This is a genomic window from Bacteroides sp. 224 (assembly GCF_010500995.1).
GTDB lineage: Bacteria > Bacteroidota > Bacteroidia > Bacteroidales > Bacteroidaceae > Bacteroides.
In genome coordinates this window covers 222,433-239,392 of sequence record NZ_QVMK01000004.1, presented here as the reverse complement: position 1 = coordinate 239,392, position 16,960 = coordinate 222,433, and the positions used below count along the sequence as shown (strand labels likewise).

Annotated in this window: 8 protein-coding genes; 6 read left to right on the top strand and 2 right to left on the bottom strand. The window is 39.3% G+C overall.

Features of this window, described 5'->3' with window-relative positions; translation table 11 throughout:
- The first annotated feature begins 1 nt into the window (after window position 1).
- From D0T60_RS04520 to D0T60_RS04500, 5 genes are all read left to right on the top strand, one after another.
- Entirely contained in the window at window positions 2-1,063 is a 1,062-nt protein-coding gene (locus D0T60_RS04520) for an efflux RND transporter periplasmic adaptor subunit (RefSeq protein WP_163216959.1), read from the top strand.
- Between the two features lie 21 nt (window positions 1,064-1,084).
- Window positions 1,085-4,168 carry an efflux RND transporter permease subunit gene (locus tag D0T60_RS04515; protein ID WP_163216958.1) on the top strand — a complete coding sequence of 1,028 codons (3,084 nt, stop codon included), beginning with the start codon at window positions 1,085-1,087 and terminating at the stop codon, window positions 4,166-4,168.
- 6 nt (window positions 4,169-4,174) lie between these two features.
- The gene (locus D0T60_RS04510) at window positions 4,175-8,878 is read left to right on the top strand and encodes an efflux RND transporter permease subunit (protein WP_163216957.1); all 4,704 of its coding nucleotides are present in this window, start codon (window positions 4,175-4,177) and stop codon (window positions 8,876-8,878) included.
- A 13-nt stretch (window positions 8,879-8,891) separates the two neighbouring features.
- Complete coding sequence (locus tag D0T60_RS04505; RefSeq protein ID WP_163216956.1) at window positions 8,892-9,605, top strand: hypothetical protein; 714 nt, start codon at window positions 8,892-8,894, stop codon at window positions 9,603-9,605.
- A gap of 189 nt (window positions 9,606-9,794) precedes the next feature.
- Window positions 9,795-12,686: a glycoside hydrolase family 2 protein gene (locus D0T60_RS04500; RefSeq protein WP_163216955.1), complete on the top strand. Its 2,892-nt coding sequence runs from the start codon at window positions 9,795-9,797 to the stop codon at window positions 12,684-12,686.
- A gap of 136 nt (window positions 12,687-12,822) precedes the next feature.
- Here D0T60_RS04500 and D0T60_RS04495 read toward each other — a convergent pair whose 3' ends face one another.
- Window positions 12,823-13,521: a murein L,D-transpeptidase catalytic domain family protein gene (locus tag D0T60_RS04495; RefSeq protein WP_163216954.1), complete on the bottom strand. Its 699-nt coding sequence runs from the start codon at window positions 13,519-13,521 to the stop codon at window positions 12,823-12,825.
- Between the two features lie 124 nt (window positions 13,522-13,645).
- Window positions 13,646-14,539, bottom strand: a complete 894-nt coding sequence (locus D0T60_RS04490) for a bile acid:sodium symporter family protein (RefSeq protein WP_163216953.1) — start codon at window positions 14,537-14,539, stop codon at window positions 13,646-13,648.
- Between the two features lie 214 nt (window positions 14,540-14,753).
- Here D0T60_RS04490 and D0T60_RS04485 point away from each other — a divergent pair, with 214 nt between their 5' ends.
- Window positions 14,754-16,820, top strand: coding sequence for a TonB-dependent siderophore receptor (locus D0T60_RS04485; RefSeq protein WP_163216952.1), 2,067 nt, complete (start codon window positions 14,754-14,756; stop codon window positions 16,818-16,820).
- The last annotated feature ends 140 nt before the right edge of the window (window positions 16,821-16,960 follow it).

The window sequence follows — 16,960 nt, the reverse complement described above, 5'->3', positions numbered from 1 at the left end:
CATGAAACAAACTATAAATACTATCGCATTGTCTGTTATTGTTGTAGCTGTATTGGCTTCTTGTAATAATCAGCCTCAGGGATCTCAGAATGATATTGCTACACCTGTTTCTGTTACAGAATTAAAAAAAGGTTCTATCAGTAAACTGTTTAATACAACAGGAACAGCCAATCCTACTTATGGAGTAGAATTAAATTCGCAGATTGCCGGAAATTATAAACTCCAGATAAATCCTAAAACGGGCAAACCTTTTAAATTGGGAGATACCGTTAATAAAGGACAAACTATTATACGTCTTACAGATGTTGAATATGAAAACGGAATTGCTATTGATAGCAAAAAACTAAGTCTTGAAATAGCAGAACAAGAACAAAGCAAACAGAAAACTCTTCATGAAAAAGGAGGAGTAACACTGAGCGAAATGCGCAATACCGAAGTAAAGGTAACCAATGCCCGTTATGATTACGAGAATGCAAAGTTGAATCTTGAAAAGATGACAGTTAAAGCTCCTTTTAATGGAGTAATCGTTAATTTGCCACACTATACCCCCGGCGTAAAAGTAGAACAAGGTAAACCGATGGTAGGAATTATGGACTATGCGCAAATGTACATGGATGTAAACCTGCCCGAAAGTGCTATTAACGATGTGAAAGTATCTCAACCGGTATTTATTACACACTATACCTTGCCTCATGATACATTGAAAGGAACCATCACCGAATTATCTCCTGCGGTAAGTATGGAAACCCGTACTTTTAAAGGAAAGATCACCATTCAGAATGATAAATTGAAGTTGCGTCCCGGTATGTTTGTAAAGGCAGATGTTATTGTAGATAGAGCTGATAGCTCCATTGTCATACCTAAGAATGTTATTCAATCTCATCGGAACAGAAAGTATGTATATATTGTAGAGAAGAACACGGCTATTCGTCGGGATATCAATACAGGCATGGAAGACGAAAATAATATAGAAATATTGAGCGGGCTTGATGTTAATGATAACCTGGTGGTAAGAGGGTTCGAAACATTGAGAGAAAACAGCAAAGTAAAGGTTCAAAGATAAACAGCCGAAAACATACGACCGATGAAGAATATTGTAAAATTTGCGGTTAGTAATCCGGTAACAATTAGTATGGTTATACTTGCTATTTTGTTATTGGGTAAAATATCATACGATCAGTTAAGTGTAGACTTGCTGCCTGATTTGAATAATCCGCGCCTGTTTATAGAAATAAAAGCAGGAGAACGTCCTCCCGAGGAAATAGAAAAACAATTTGTAAAGAACATAGAGTCGATGGCTATTCGCCAGAGCGATGTTACACAGGTTTCTTCCATAATAAAAGCCGGTTCGGCACGTGTAACTGTGGAATATACTTGGCGAAAAGATATGGATGAAGCTTTTCTCGATCTGCAGAAAGCAATGAGTGCCTTTTCTCAAAATCCGGATATTACAGAGTTTAAGATTACGCAACATGATCCTAATACTTCTCCTGTAATTCTGGTGGGATTGTCGCACCGAACCATTAAGGATATGTCCGAATTACGCAAAGTGGCCGAAAGCTATATTCGCAATGAGCTAATTCGTTTGGAAGGGGTGGCCGATGTTACTCTTTCGGGTGATGAGGTTACTTCATTATTCATTCATACCGATCCTTATAAGTTAGAGGCTTTTAAACTGAATATTGATGAGATTGTTTCGAAGATTGAAGCCAACAATCAAAGTATTTCCGGTGGACGGGTTTCGGAGTTGGGTATTCAATATTTGGTAAAAAGTAACAGCGGTTTTACTCAGGAAGTTGATTTTGAGAACCTTATTGTTGGCTACAAACCTGTAGAAACCCTAACAGAAGGATCTGAATCGACAAATCAAAACAAGGCACCGGTATTATTAAAAGAAGTAGCTACTGTTAGATTTGAGAATGCAAGACCCGAAAACATCGTTCGCATCAATGGAGAAAGAAGTATTGGCCTTTCTGTGTATAAAGAAATGCGTTTCAATACGGTGAAAGTGGTGGATGTGGTTAGCAAACAACTTACGGCTATTGAACAAGCATTACCCGGATATAATTTTAAGATTATTACCAATCAGGGAACATTCATCAAAAGCTCTATAGATGATGTAAAAGAAAGTGCCATCCTGGGAGTTATTCTGGCTGTTGTTGTTCTGTTTATATTCTTACGCCGAATTGGCACAACGTTAATTGTCAGTTTGGCTATTCCTATTTCCATTGTTGCTACTTTCAACTTGATGTTCTTTAATGGGTTAACATTGAATATCATGACTCTGGGAGGACTTGCCTTAGGAGCCGGTATGTTAGTTGATAATGCGATTGTGGTAATTGAAAGTATATTCAGGAATCAGGAGAAAGGGATGAGTATAAAAGAGGCGGCCATTACAGGAACTTCTGAGGTTGCAGGAGCCGTTATCGCATCTACGCTTACCACCATTGTTGTATTCCTGCCGATAGTATATCTTCATGGTGCTACCGGCGAAATGTTTAAAGACCAGGCATGGACGGTAACATTCTCTTTGGTATCTTCTTTATTTGTGGCTATTCTGGTTATTCCTATGTTGTATAAACAAATGGGAAGTAAAAAGAATGTGGTAGAGGATAAGAAGTCGCTTCAAATAACCGGATATACCAAAACACTTCGTAAGTTAATCAATCGTCGTTGGGTGGTTATTGGAATATCATTATTGCTCATCGTTTTGTCGCTTTTCTGTCTTCCTTTCATCGGTACTGAATATATGCCACGAACAGAGGGAAGAAGTTTTTCCGTACAGGTAAAACTTCCGGAAGGAACACAATTAGAACGTACTTCTGATGCTGTGGCAACCCTCGAAGAGCTTATTTATTCCATTTCCGGTGATTCTCTATGTACCGTATACAGCCATGTGGGTACAGGAAGTAACTCCGAAAATTCAATCTTTGAAGGAGAAAACACAGCTACAATGAAGGTGAATCTTTCAAAGAGTAGCCCTGTATCTCCCGAATACGTTATTGAGCATTTGATAGCCGCTGCTGAAAACCCCGGTGTATTAGAACTTACCATTAAACAAGAAGAAAACTCACTAAGTAATATTTTAGGTGGCGAAGATGCTCCTATAGTAGTAGAGGTAAAAGGTGAAGACTTAAATGAAATAGCAAAGATTACCCAGGAAGTAAGAGACAGGATGATGCAAGTAGATGGACTCTTTAACATCATGACTTCTACCGAAGATGGAGCTCCTGAAGTTATTGTTTCCATAGATCGCACCATGGCAGGAATTAATAATTTAAGTGTGGGTACCGTCATTGAACAATTGAAACAACAATTAAGCGGAAAAGAAGCAGGTAAGATGGAATACAGAGGCGAGATGCGCGATATCGTGATTAAACTTCCCGATGTAAATCTTGCAGCTTTGAACAACTTGATAATCAAGAGCGGTGAGCAGAAATTCCGTTTGCAGGAAATTGCAACTCTTGAACATTCCAATGCGCCCAAAGAGATATTTAGAAGAAATCAAAATAGAATCAGTAAAATATTGGCTAACATAGACTCTAAGGTGTCGTTGGATAAAGCTGCTCAGGATATTCGAGTAGCTGTAAAAGACATCGAACTTCCGCTTAATTATTCAATTACTGTTACAGGGGAAGAAGAGAAAAGACAAGAGTCAATGAATAGTTTAATGTTTGCATTGATACTTTCTGTGATACTGGTATATATGGTGCTGGCTTCTCAGTTTGAATCCTTATTGCATCCTTTCACTATATTGCTGACTATACCTTTGGCTGTGGTTGGAGCAATTCTACTGTTCTTCGTCACAGGTACTACCATTAATATTATGGGAGTTATCGGTATTGTTATGTTAGTGGGAATTGCTGTGAATAACTCAATTATTCTTGTAGACCGCATCAATCAACTGAAAAACGGTGGTATGGAATTAGTCGAAGCGATTGTACAGGCTGGTCAGCAACGTATTCGCCCTATTATCATGACTACCTTGACTACTGTTTTGGCATTGGTTCCATTGGCTCTCAGTTTTGGAGAGGGAGCGTCTTTGCGTTCTCCGATGGCTATTGCTGTGATTGGTGGTTTGATAACTTCTACTCTAATGAGTTTGATGGTGATTCCGTGTGTATATTACATATTGGAGCAAACAAAGAATAAGATACTAAAAAAGTAAGGGAGAATGGATTTTGTACTTCATAGAAGAATAACAATTAGCATGTTGTTTATTGCACTTACCCTGCTTGGGTATGTGTCTTATAAGCAACTGCCAGTTGAATTATTGCCCAACGCGGAACTCCCGACTTTGTTTGTTCAGGTTTCTTCCTCTCAGGATATGGATCCCTCTTACGTAGAGTCGGAAGTGGTTATTCCTTTGGAAGGAGCTATAAGCGCCATTGGAGGAGTTGATAAGATTCAATCGAATATAGATAACAGGCAATCAAATATACGCATTGATTTTAAAAGCAATGTGAATTTTAAGATTACTTCGCTTAAGTTGGAGGAAAAGATTGCTGAAGTGGCTTCTACTTTACCGGAAGGTTTTGATGTTCGTGTACAGAAAGTTGATGTGGCCCAAATGGCAAATAACTTTATTACACTGCAAGTGCGCGGGTCCGGAGGAGTGGATCGTGTTAGGAATGTAGTGGATAGAGAAGTCCGTCCGGAGTTGGAAAACATAGACGGAGTTGCTTCCGTAAACATATACGGAGGACGTGAAAGAGCCATTGAAATACAACTGGACCCTGATATGTGTAAAGCATTGAATCTGACTCCGGCAGGTATCAGTAACACATTATCTCAGAATACTCAGGAAAAAGCATTTGTAGGTTACAGCAACGAACCCGATGGAAAGTTCTTTGTACATGTAAATTCTTTATATACACAGGTTTCCGATCTTGAGAACATTGTGGTTGCTCCGGGGCCCATTCATTTGAAAGATATTGCCACCGTTTTCTTTGATTTGAAAGAGGAAACATCTTATAGCCGTGTAAATGGAAAAGATGCTATTTCGGTAGCGCTGACAAATGATTCTCAAGCCAACTTGATTGAATTATCTCACAGGGCTGTCGATGCGATTGATAAACTAAATGAGAAGCTGGCTCTGTACGATGTAGAGATTGTTGTTCAAGAGAATACAGCCGAAGTGATGGAAAAGAATATCAATGAAATTATTAATCTGGCAATTACCGGGGGATTATTGGCCATTCTTATTTTATGGCTTTTCTTGAAGAATCTAAGATTAGTGTTTCTGATAGCTTTATCCATACCTATCTCCGTATATACTGCTTTCAATTTCTTTTATGCTTTTGGTATTACCATCAATAGTTTAACATTGGTAGGGATGGCCTTGGCTGTGGGGATGTTGCTGGATAATAGTGTCGTCGTCTTGGAGAATATCTATCGTTTATCCGGAGCCGGTGAAACACCCGAACGCTCTGTGCTTCAAGGTACTAAAGAGGTTTGGAGGTCTATTGTAGCTGCCACATTGACTACGGTTACTGTATTTCTTCCTTTTATCTTCTCGGATAATTTTTTGATAAAACTCATAGGGCATCATATTGGTGTATCCATTATTTCTACTTTACTTATATCATTGGTTGTTGCTTTGCTGTTTGTACCTATGGTAACGTATGTGATTTTAAAGAAGAAGAATGGAAACAGTGTTTTCTATGAAAAGATATCCATCACTCAGCGTCCTATACAGATCTATTTGGTATTGTTGAAGACAGCCATGAGGAATCCGGGAGTTACAATCTTTGGAGCCGTTATCGTATTATTTGTAACACTGATACTTTCTATTACGCTCAATGTGCAGCAAATGAAGGATGTTAACTCCGATCGTTTCAATATTTATGTTACTATGCCCAGAGGAAGCACCCTCGAAAACACAGATGCTATTGTGAAGGTAATGGAAGAACGATTGGAAGAGTTTCCGGAAAAGAAAGAACTCATCTGTCGTATTCGGGAGTCGGAGGCAGTCTTAACATTGGTTTTGCAGGAAGACTATCAGAAAATAAGTAAACGAAACATTGCTGATATTAAAGCCGATGTTCAAGGCAAACTGTCAAATACCGGGAGAGCCGATATATACATTGCCGAAGCTTCCGGTGGAGGAGGTGGAGCCTCTGCTGCCATGAGTGGGCTTGGTAACTTTATGCGCATGATGGGAATTGGAGATAACCGCGAACGTATTGTTGTGAAAGGCTCCGATTATGATATGATGCAACTCGTAGCCGAAGATATACGCTATTTTGTAAATGAACAAGAGTTTATCAGAGGTTCCTGGGTTTCTTATACAGGAAGACAAGCTGAATTGCGATTGGATTTTGATCCCATCCTCTTAACTACTTACAATATAACGAGAAATAATATATCTTCCGGACTTTCTTCGCTGAATAATGAGTTCTCATCCGGAACTAATCTTAAGATTGGAGACGACTCTTATGATATCATCATTCGTTCCAATACTCCTCAAACGGAAGAAGAAGAGGAACTGTTGAAGAGGGAGAAGAATGTAGATGACTTGAAAGCCGTACAAATACAAAATGCGGAAGGAGGGCTACATGACTTGAGTGATTTAGCTTCTATCAATTATGGAAGAGGAAGATCGCGGATTATGCGTGTAAACCAAGATAAACAGTTGGAGGTATTCTACAGCTTTTCGCGTAATGCAGAATCTTCTAAAACCTTATTGGAAGCATATCGTGCAGATATTGATGACTTTATGGCTACTTACAATCTTCCGGCTGGTGTAGCCGTGGAAGTATTTCATGAAGAAGATCAATTTGCAGACTTTAAGTTCTTGATATTTGCGGCGTTTATATTGATATTCATGATTCTGGCGTCCGTGTTTGAATCAATATCTACTCCTTTTGTATTGCTGTTTACCATACCTTTGGCAGCTATTGGTTCTTTGTTGGCTTTATTACTGACAAGTAATAGTCTGTTAAATGCCAATACGTTAACCGGTTTTCTCATTTTATTGGGAGTAGTGGTGAATAACGGTATTATCCTCATTGATTATTCGAACATCTTACGCAAACGGGGATATCGGAGAAACAGATCATTGATGATGGCGGGTTTATCTCGTATTCGTCCAATCCTGATTACTTCCATTACCACCATTATTGCCATGATGCCTTTGGCTATGGGAGATTCCGAATACTCAGGTGCTATTGGTGCTCCATTCGCTATTACGGTAATTGGTGGATTGGCTTTTTCAGCTATTCTCACCTTGGTGTTTATTCCAACTGTTTGTATGGGGCTTGAGAATACACTTCAATGGTATCGTTCACTTTCTCGTAAATTGTGGGCATTGCATTTGGTTATTTATGTGGTTGGAGTGTTGGCTATCTATCTGTATGCCGATGGTATGCTCTGGCAATCTATCTACCTGGTAGCATTGACAGCCTTGATTCCGGGTGTTACTTATTTCATACAAACCAGTCTGCGCCGGGCAAATGCCGAGGTGGTGAATCCGGATGAAGAGATTCGCATTACTGTACGCAACCTGGTGAAAATATATGATTGGCCCGGACGTTTCAGTCGCCAGTGGAAGAGTGGATTGAACATCCGTAAGAGACTGGGGTTAAGCACCGAATATCATTCATTGAAAGATTTCAGGAATACGATTTGGGAGTTTGCTCTATTTGGATTCCTCATATATTTCACTTACTTTTTTATAAATAGTAAACTTTGGTTCTTCCTGTTATCCTTTGTAGTCTATGCATTGACTCTAAATCTTTGGAGGAAGATACGTACATACCTTTACTTCAAGTCTGCCGAAAGTAAGACTGTAAAGAACATCAATCGAATTATCTTTTGGAGTATACCTCCCATCATTTGGTTTATGATGTTGATGAGAATGGATAACCCCAAATTTGTGATTGGTGTTGGCGTTCTTTGGGCTTTCTGTATTGCTATTTATGTAACCTCTCAATACCTTTATAATAAGGAAATAAATATTGAACGGGTGCAAGGACGCTTTGCAGGCTTTAAACGTCCGTATTTCCGTATGGTAAAAAGTATTCCTCTAATTGGTAAGCAACGTAAACCATTTAAGGCATTGCGGGGTGTTTCTTTTGAGATTAAAACCGGAATGTTCGGATTGTTGGGACCCAATGGAGCCGGAAAGTCTACTATGATGCGTATTATCTGCGGTATCCTTGAACAGAGTTACGGAAGTATCTGGATTAATGGTCTGGATAGCCGCATATATCGGGAAGAATTGCAGGGATTGATTGGGTTCCTTCCACAAGAGTTTGGTACTTATGAGAATATGTCTTCTTGGGAGTTCCTTGATTATCAGGCTATCCTGAAAGGAATTACAGATAAGAAAGTTCGCGAAGAACGTATTGAATACGTATTGAAGTCGGTACACATGTACGAACGGAAGGATGCGAAAATTGGATCTTTCTCCGGAGGGATGAAACAACGTATCGGTATTGCATTGATATTGCTTCACCTTCCTCGTATCCTGATAGTAGATGAACCAACCGCAGGACTTGATCCTCGTGAACGTATTCGATTCCGTAACTTACTGGTAGAGTTAAGCAAAGAACGAATCGTAATCTTCTCTACTCATATTATTGAAGATATTTCCAGCTCTTGTAATCAGGTGGTGGTAGTTAACAAAGGAGATCTGAAATATTTTGGCGATCCGATTGATATGGTAAATATGGCAACAGGTAAAGTGTGGTCGTTTACTATTGATAAAACCGAATTCGAAAAAGTATTGGATAAGTCGATGGTTATTCATCACATGCAGGATGAGAACATTATTCAGGTACGTTATCTTTCTTATGAACAACCATACGAAGGAGCTGTACAGGTGGAAGCCAACCTGGAAGATGCCTATCTGTGTTTATTAAAGAACATGAATTAAAAAAAATGAAGTCATGACGCTTGGACAAGTTTTCTCTATCATACCCAAACTGATAAAGTATAATATGAAAATTATTTTTGCCGGTAAGTTCATTTGGTTCTTTCTGGCAGCTTTTGGGTTTCTGGCGTTTTTTATGTTTCAGAATGCATGGAACCGTAGCGAAGTAAATGAAGGAATTATCTATGATATGCTTATTTTCCCGAGTTTGCTACTTATATTTTACCCTACGGTTTTTGGTATTCAGAACGATGAAGATAACCGTATTTTGGAAATCCTGTTTGGTATTCCGAATTATAGGTATAAAGTGTGGGGGATAAGGCTACTCATGATCTACCTGATTGTATATGTAGCTGTTATCTTCTTCTCTTATGTGGCTACCTTATTGCTGTTTCCCGTCAATCCATTCGAAATGTCCATACAGTTGATGTTTCCAATCTTATTTTTTGGTAACATGGCTTTTATGTTCTCAACTATTACCCGTAGTGGAAACGGAACAGCGGTATTGATGATTATTCTGGCCATAGGCTTACTTATCGTTATCAATATGGATTTTATACGAAACTCCTTCTGGAACATCATGCTTAATCCATTCTCTGCTCCCAGAGAAATACATCCGTTAATATGGGAAGGCATAGTCGTTAAAAGTAGAATATTCCTATTCACGGCAGGAGTTGTGTGGCTGATGATAGGGTCTTTGAATTTGCAGAAGAGGGAGAAGTTCGTGTAGGGAGTTTGTCAGTAAGCTATTTAGATTTGAACACAGAGGTACAGAGACACAGAGGTTTTTAATTTACTGAAAAACAATTACTCTGTGTCTCTGTACCTCTGTGTTCATATTATATTTTCAACTTTTTCTTTGGGAAGAAAAATACCAATATGTATCTTTGCCATCACTAATATTCATATTGAAAACCTCATGAAGAAACGTAATTACTTTATTTTTTATTCTTTGTTATTAGCCCTATTGTTTAGTCCTTTAACCATGAAGGCCCAAACCATGATGGGGAAAACAGGACTAACCAAACTCTGGGACGGCATGAAACAAAGCCAACCAGATAGTTTAATGCCACACGGAAAAGCACCTTTTCAAACAGCTACCCGTAAAGCCAAACAAAACATTCCTACCAAACTAATTCCGGTTCAGCAAGGCGAATGGATTATTACTGATGGATGGGAATTAGGCACTTCCACCCAAGTTATTGAATCAAAGGAATCTATATTTAGTACTGGTTTTGATACCAAAGACTGGTATAATGCAACCGTTCCCGGAACTGTATTAACTACTTTGGTTAATCAGGGAGAATTCCCTGATCCGTACTTCGGACTTAATAACATGGCTATCCCCGATACGCTTGCATATACCAAATGGTGGTATCGTGTAAGTTTTGATACACCGGCAGATGCAGCTAATCAAAAAGTACGTTTGTTATTTAATGGTATAAATTACAGAGCAGAGATCTTCTTGAATGGAAAGAAACTGGGTAACATGACCGGAGCCTTTATTCGTGGCGAATACGATGTTACTTCTTTATTAAAACCCAATGGAAAAAATATATTAGCTCTGTTGGTTTCTCCTCCTGATAATCCGGGTATCTCTCACGAACAATCTATGTTGGCCGGACAAGGATTAAATGGCGGTCAGTTAAGTCTTGACGGCCCTACCTTCATCGCTTCCATTGGTTGGGACTGGATTCCGGGGATTCGCGATCGTAACACTGGTATCTGGCAGGATGTTCGTTTAAAGGTAGGAGGCGATGTTACCATTGGTGATCCTCAAATCATTACCAATTTGGCTTTGCCTGATACAACCCAGGCTACAGTTAAAATTGTTACTCCGCTCAAGAATGTAACGAACCGTTCAGTTTCAGGAACCGTATCTGCTAAATTCGAAGGTGTAAACATTAACATGCCATATACACTGAATGCTCATGAGGAAAAGGAATTAGTATTCGATCCTATAAGCTTCAAGGAATTAACTATTAAGAATCCTCGGTTGTGGTGGCCAAATGGTTATGGGCAGCCTAATCTGTACCATCTCGAATTGCAAGCAAACACAAATGCGGGATTTTCGGACTTAAAGAAGATGCGCTTCGGTATTCGTGAATTATCATACGAGTTAATGATTCATACACCCGCCAAAGGAGATCATAGGGTAGCCTATACACCCGTAGATGTGGATAATAAGAACCAACCGATATTCGATTATGAAAAAGTAGTTCTTGTTGGTAATCCAAAACAAAAAAGAACCATTCCCACCTTATATAATAATGTAGACGAAGATGCTATCTTCGAACAATTATCTAATGATGATCCTGTAGGTCAATACTTCGTATTCCGCGTAAATGGGGTGCGCATATTCATTAAAGGAGGAACATTTGGAATGGACGATGGCATGAAGCGCGTATCTCACGAAAGAATGGAGCCCTACTTCAAACTACATAAAGACGCTAACTTTAATCTGATTCGCAATTGGGTAGGAGAAACTACAGAAGAATTGTTCTATGAATTGGCAGATGAATACGGTATGTTGGTTTGGAATGACTTTTGGATTACTACAGATGATACCGTAGAACCTAACGATTATGATTTGTTTATGAAAAATGCCACCGACGTGGTTCGCCGTTTCAGAACACATCCTTCCATTGCTTTATGGTGTCCGCGTAATGAAGGATATGCACCTCAGGGCATGGAACCCCGATTAGCAAGAATGATGGCCAAAGAAGATCCTACCCGTCATTATCATGGTAATTCCCGTTTCTTGAATGCCATAAATAGCGGTCCTTATGGATATATTAAAGATCAATCGCGCTACTTTACTCAATATGCAGAAGGATTCAATACCGAATTCGGAGCACAGGCTATTCCTACGGCAAACACGATTCGTAAATTTATAGCACCCGAAGATTTATGGCCAATCAATGATGTATGGGCATATCATGACTTACACCATACCACCCATTTCTTCCATGACTTTATGGATGCTGTGAACAGCTATGGGGAATCAAGCAGTATGGATGAGTTTGCCAAGAAAGCACAGATGATTACTTATAATACCTGGAGAGCGATGATTGAATCATGGAACAGCCGGATGTGGGATAATACTACCGGATTGATTATGTGGATGAGTCACCCGGCATGGCCCAGCATGACATGGCAAACTTATACGTATGATTATGAAACTCCGGGTTCGTACTTTGGGGCAAAGAAAGCGCAGGAACCTGTTCATGTTCAGATGAATATGCCTGATGATAAAATTGTGATAGTGAATTCTACCCGTCAGGCTTATAAGAATATGACTTTAACTGTACGCTATTATAATACCTCCGGTAAAGCCTATTACACGAAATCAGAAAGATATAATGTACCTGCCAATTCGAAAGTAGATTGTTTTATCCCTGAATTGAAAATAGAAGATACTCCTTATACATTGGCTCGTTTGGAATTAAAAGATAGTAAAGGGAGAGTTCTTTCAACCAATGATTATTGGAAAAACTGGGGTGATATGCAAGCAAACCAAGAATTGAATAGTTTAGGCAAACCCATGTTGAAATTGGTGAAAAAGGCAGGAAAAGGTTCAACGCTGGTTTATGAACTACAAAATGTGTCGAGTGAGCTTGCGGTAGCCGTTAAATTGAATGCCAAAGATAAATCGACCGGCGAAATAATATTACCGGCTTATTTCTCAGAAGGATACATCAACCTAATACCCGGTGAGAAGAGAACCATTAAGCTCGATATGCCGGCAAATGCACCTAAGAACTTTAATATAATAGCAGAAGGGTATAACTTTGATTCAATAGAGCTATAAATCTTACTAAGTACTTATCTAACTCTTATTACGGCCGCTGGAAGAAATTCTTGCGGCCGTTTCAATATATTTCCACGGCCGTGCGAAAATTGTGTTGCGGCCGTGCGAACATATTGGAACGGCCGTAAGAAAAGAACTATGCTACTGGCTTCCGATTCCTAAAGATAGGGCTTTGTGAAAGGTACTTTTTATCTTTTGCATAAATAAAAAGAAGAGAACCGCCTTTAATGGTGTTGATAATCTCTCTGCTTACATTTTCAGGAAGAGCCGGGCAACCTAAACTTCTCCCCAAACGTCCGGATGAAGCAATCACCGAAGGGTTGGAGTAGGGGGCACCGTGCACAACAATGGCTCTCTCTTTGGCTTTGTCGTTGATTCCTTTTTCCAGCCCTTCCAGAATCAGCGAATAACCGTTTTTTCCGGTATACGTATTTTCAGTGAGATAAAAACCCAATGAGCTTTGGAAAGAACCATTTCGGTTAGAGAAAGAGGTGGCATATAGTCCTCCACTGTTTTTTCCGTGAGAAACCAATGAAGAGTGGAGAAGCTTTTGAGCTTTAATATCGAGTACAAAAAGTCGTTCTTCTGTAGAAGGTTTACTGAAATCAATCAGCGTAAGAATCTCTTTCTTCTTTTTTTTAATTTGATAGTAGCCTTTCATGGCTTGTTCAAAGGCTGAATAATTAATGGTTTTATTCAGGTTCATTTCATAGTAAAGCCTCTCTATGTCAGAGTCGGCATTTAGCTTTTGCAGCATTTCGCTATTCTCCTTGTTTATCGAGTAAAAGGCAGGAGAAAGACATAAAATTAATAGGATAAAAAGAAGTTTCCGCATACTTTTGAAGAATGAATAAACAAAAGTAGTAATTCTATGGTTAAAACCTCAAAACCAAATGTTATATTTACTATGAATTTAGTGATTGATAAATTATTTTAGGACTTAATCCTCTACCTACCTTTTATTTACCATCTCTTTTCCGCTTCTTCCATAATTGCCAGGAGTTCACTATGTTCTGCCACAATACATAAAAGCCGGGACCTACTGCTGCTATGGGGTTTAGATAAGTATGAGCCATCCAGATAGCCAGAATCGTATTCTTCTGTCCTAAAGATTGCCCACCACTGATTCGATCGTTATAAACACTTCCCAATGTTTTACCTACAAAGAATTGAAGACAACAAACTATAAAAGTGCCTATGCATACGTAGACAGCTGTTTCCCATCCCGCAGAATAGTCGGAGAAAGAAGAAATAATTTGCGCCGTGACAATTGTTAATGCCAAAGCCCACAGATAAAAGGCGAGGTCGGGCATGTTTGAAATAGTCTTGTGCACCTTTGGCAGAAGGAGTTGTATTAACCAGGCAGCAATCAATGGACAAATCAATAACAAGAATACTCTATACAAGATAATAGAGAAGGATTGAAAGAAGCTTATTTCCGGATGCGATTCTATCAAAGGAAACATGATCGGAACGATCATAGAAACAACTATATTAATGAGAAATGTATAAGTAGATACACTTGCAGCACTTCCTCCAAGTTTAGATGTAATTACAGCAGCCGAGGTTGCAGTAGGGCATATCAGGCAAACCATAATAGCTTGGGCGAGGATTTCATTCACTCCACGTAATAGCAAATAGGCAAGGGGGGCAGCAATGACTTGTATAACTATTAACCAGATATGTAATGGCTTAGGCTTCAAGTCTTGAGGCCTAATCTTACTAAAAGTCAACAGCAGCATAATAAAAATCAATGCCGGTGTAAGAAAAGTCAATTTGCTGAATAAAGGGAATCCAATAATTCCTGCCAGCATAGCTACTGGAAGAGTCCAGTCTTTTAAAAACTTCAACATTTCATTTCTTTTTGCAAAGAAAACAAATTGCAAGGAATAATGCTATCTTTCCTCTATAAATAAATTGAACACAGAGACACGAAGACACAGAGGTTTTAATATAATCTCTGTATCTCCGTGTCTCTGTGTTCAATATTATTTTTATTCGACTTGCTTATAAATCCTTATTTTTATATACATTTGCCCCCGGATTTTTAACTAAAACAATTTTTTAATGAAAGAAAACAAGTTAACCAAGCAACGCGTTTTCCGTTGGAAACAGTTCAACCGCAAGGCTTACTCTGCTTTCGTTAGTTTGAGTTTTAGGAAGGAGTTCTGTATTGGTGTATTGACTACAGCCACTTTAGGCTTTGCCAATGTCGACACTTTATCTGCACAGAACACTACCAAAGCTCAAATCGAAAACTATGAGTTGGAAGAGGTTGAAGTGACGGGCACACGCGTTCCGCTGACTGAAGCACAGTCGGCCAAAATGGTAACTGTACTTACCCGCAATGACATTCAAGCGGCGGCAGTACACAGTATTAACGACCTCCTTGAGTATGTTACGGGAGTGGATGTTCGCCAGCGGGGCGAATTTGGTATCCAGACCGACATCTCAGTACGCGGAGGAACCTTTGATCAAGTTACTATTCTTCTCAATGGGGTAAACTTCACCAATCCCCAAACAGGCCACAACACGGCCGACTTTCCGGTTTCCATGCAAGATATTGAGCGAATTGAAGTCCTTGAAGGACCGGCTGCTCGTGTGTTTGGAACCTCTGCCTTTACAGGTGCCATCAATATTGTTACTCGCAACGACCGCCAGAGTCATGTTTCCGCCAATGTAATGGGAGGGAGTTACGGACTTTTGGGTACAGGAGCGCGGGTAAATTATACCAAAGGTGCACTCAGTAATCAACTATCCGGAGGCTATCATCGTGCCGATGGAGATCAAAAGAACAGCGATTTCGCCGTAAAACGTACTTATTATCAAGGTACTTATACTTCCCGCGAGGTAGATATCCGTTGGCAGTTAGGTATGAGTGATACAAAGTATGGAGCCAATACCTATTATTCGGCTAAGTATAACAATCAGTATGAAGAGTTAAGACGTTACTCTGCATCTGTACAAGCCGAAACAAAAGGTAAGTTACGTTTTGCACCTACTCTTTATTGGAACAGGATGCACGATCATTATCAATTGATAAGAGGGATTAGCGGATCGAAAAACGGTGAAAACTTCCATCTGAATGATATCTATGGAGTAAACCTGAATGCTTATTTTAACTCTGTAATTGGTAAAACGGCTTTCGGTGCCGAGTTCCGTAATGAGGGCATCTTAAGTACAAATTCAGGAAAGAGATTGCATGAAGATGAATACGTAAAAGTTCCCGGTGAAGAGGGCATCTATTTTACTCAAAAGGACAATCGTACAAACATTGGCTATTACCTGGAACACAATATTCTATTACGGGATTTAACCATCTCAATGGGAGTAATGGCTAATATGAATACGGGGTTGGATCATAAATATCGCCTTTATCCGGGTATTGATGTTTCCTATCGTCCGGCTCCCCAATGGAAAATTTACGCTTCATGGAATAAAGCATTACGTATGCCTACTTTCTTTGATCTATATTACACGAGTGCAGTTATCGAAGGCAATAATAATCTGAAACCCGAAGAAACGCAAGCGTTTAATTTAGGTGCGAAATACAGAAATGAATTGATAGATGCAAGCATTAGCGGATTTTACCATAAAGGTAAGAATATGATAGACTGGGTAAAGTACACCGAGAATGATGAATTATTTCATTCCGCTAATTTTAAATTAGATAACATGGGCGTGGAAACTTCTTTAGTTATGAACCCACGTCGTAAATGGGGAGAGAACTGTTTTATAAATACTCTTTCCGTAGCATATACCTATATTTATCAGGAACGTCATGATAAAACGGAAATCTATAAATCGAACTACGCCCTTGAGTATTTACGCCATAAATTTGTGGCTCGATTGGAACACCATATATGGAATAAGTTACATGCATCCTGGGGATTTCGTTGGCAGAAACGGATGGGTAGTTATCAGGAATATATAAATCTGACGGCTACCGAAAAACTTATTCCTTACCCGTCTTATTGCCTGTTAGATGTAAAGCTATTCTGGAATCATCCTAAGTACGCTGTTTTTGCAGAAGCTAATAATGTGCTGAATCGTGCTTATTATGATATTGGGAATATTCCTCAACCGGGTATCTGGATAAAAGGGGGAATTAGCTATCGTATAAACTTTAGATAGTATAACCCGAAACGTTTTTTAGCCACGGATTTCGCAGATTGTACGGATTCTAAAGCACGGATAAATTATCTCTATTTGAGATATCATAGACAAAATCCGTGTTCCTAAATCCGCGTCATTCCGTGAGATCTGTGGCTAAG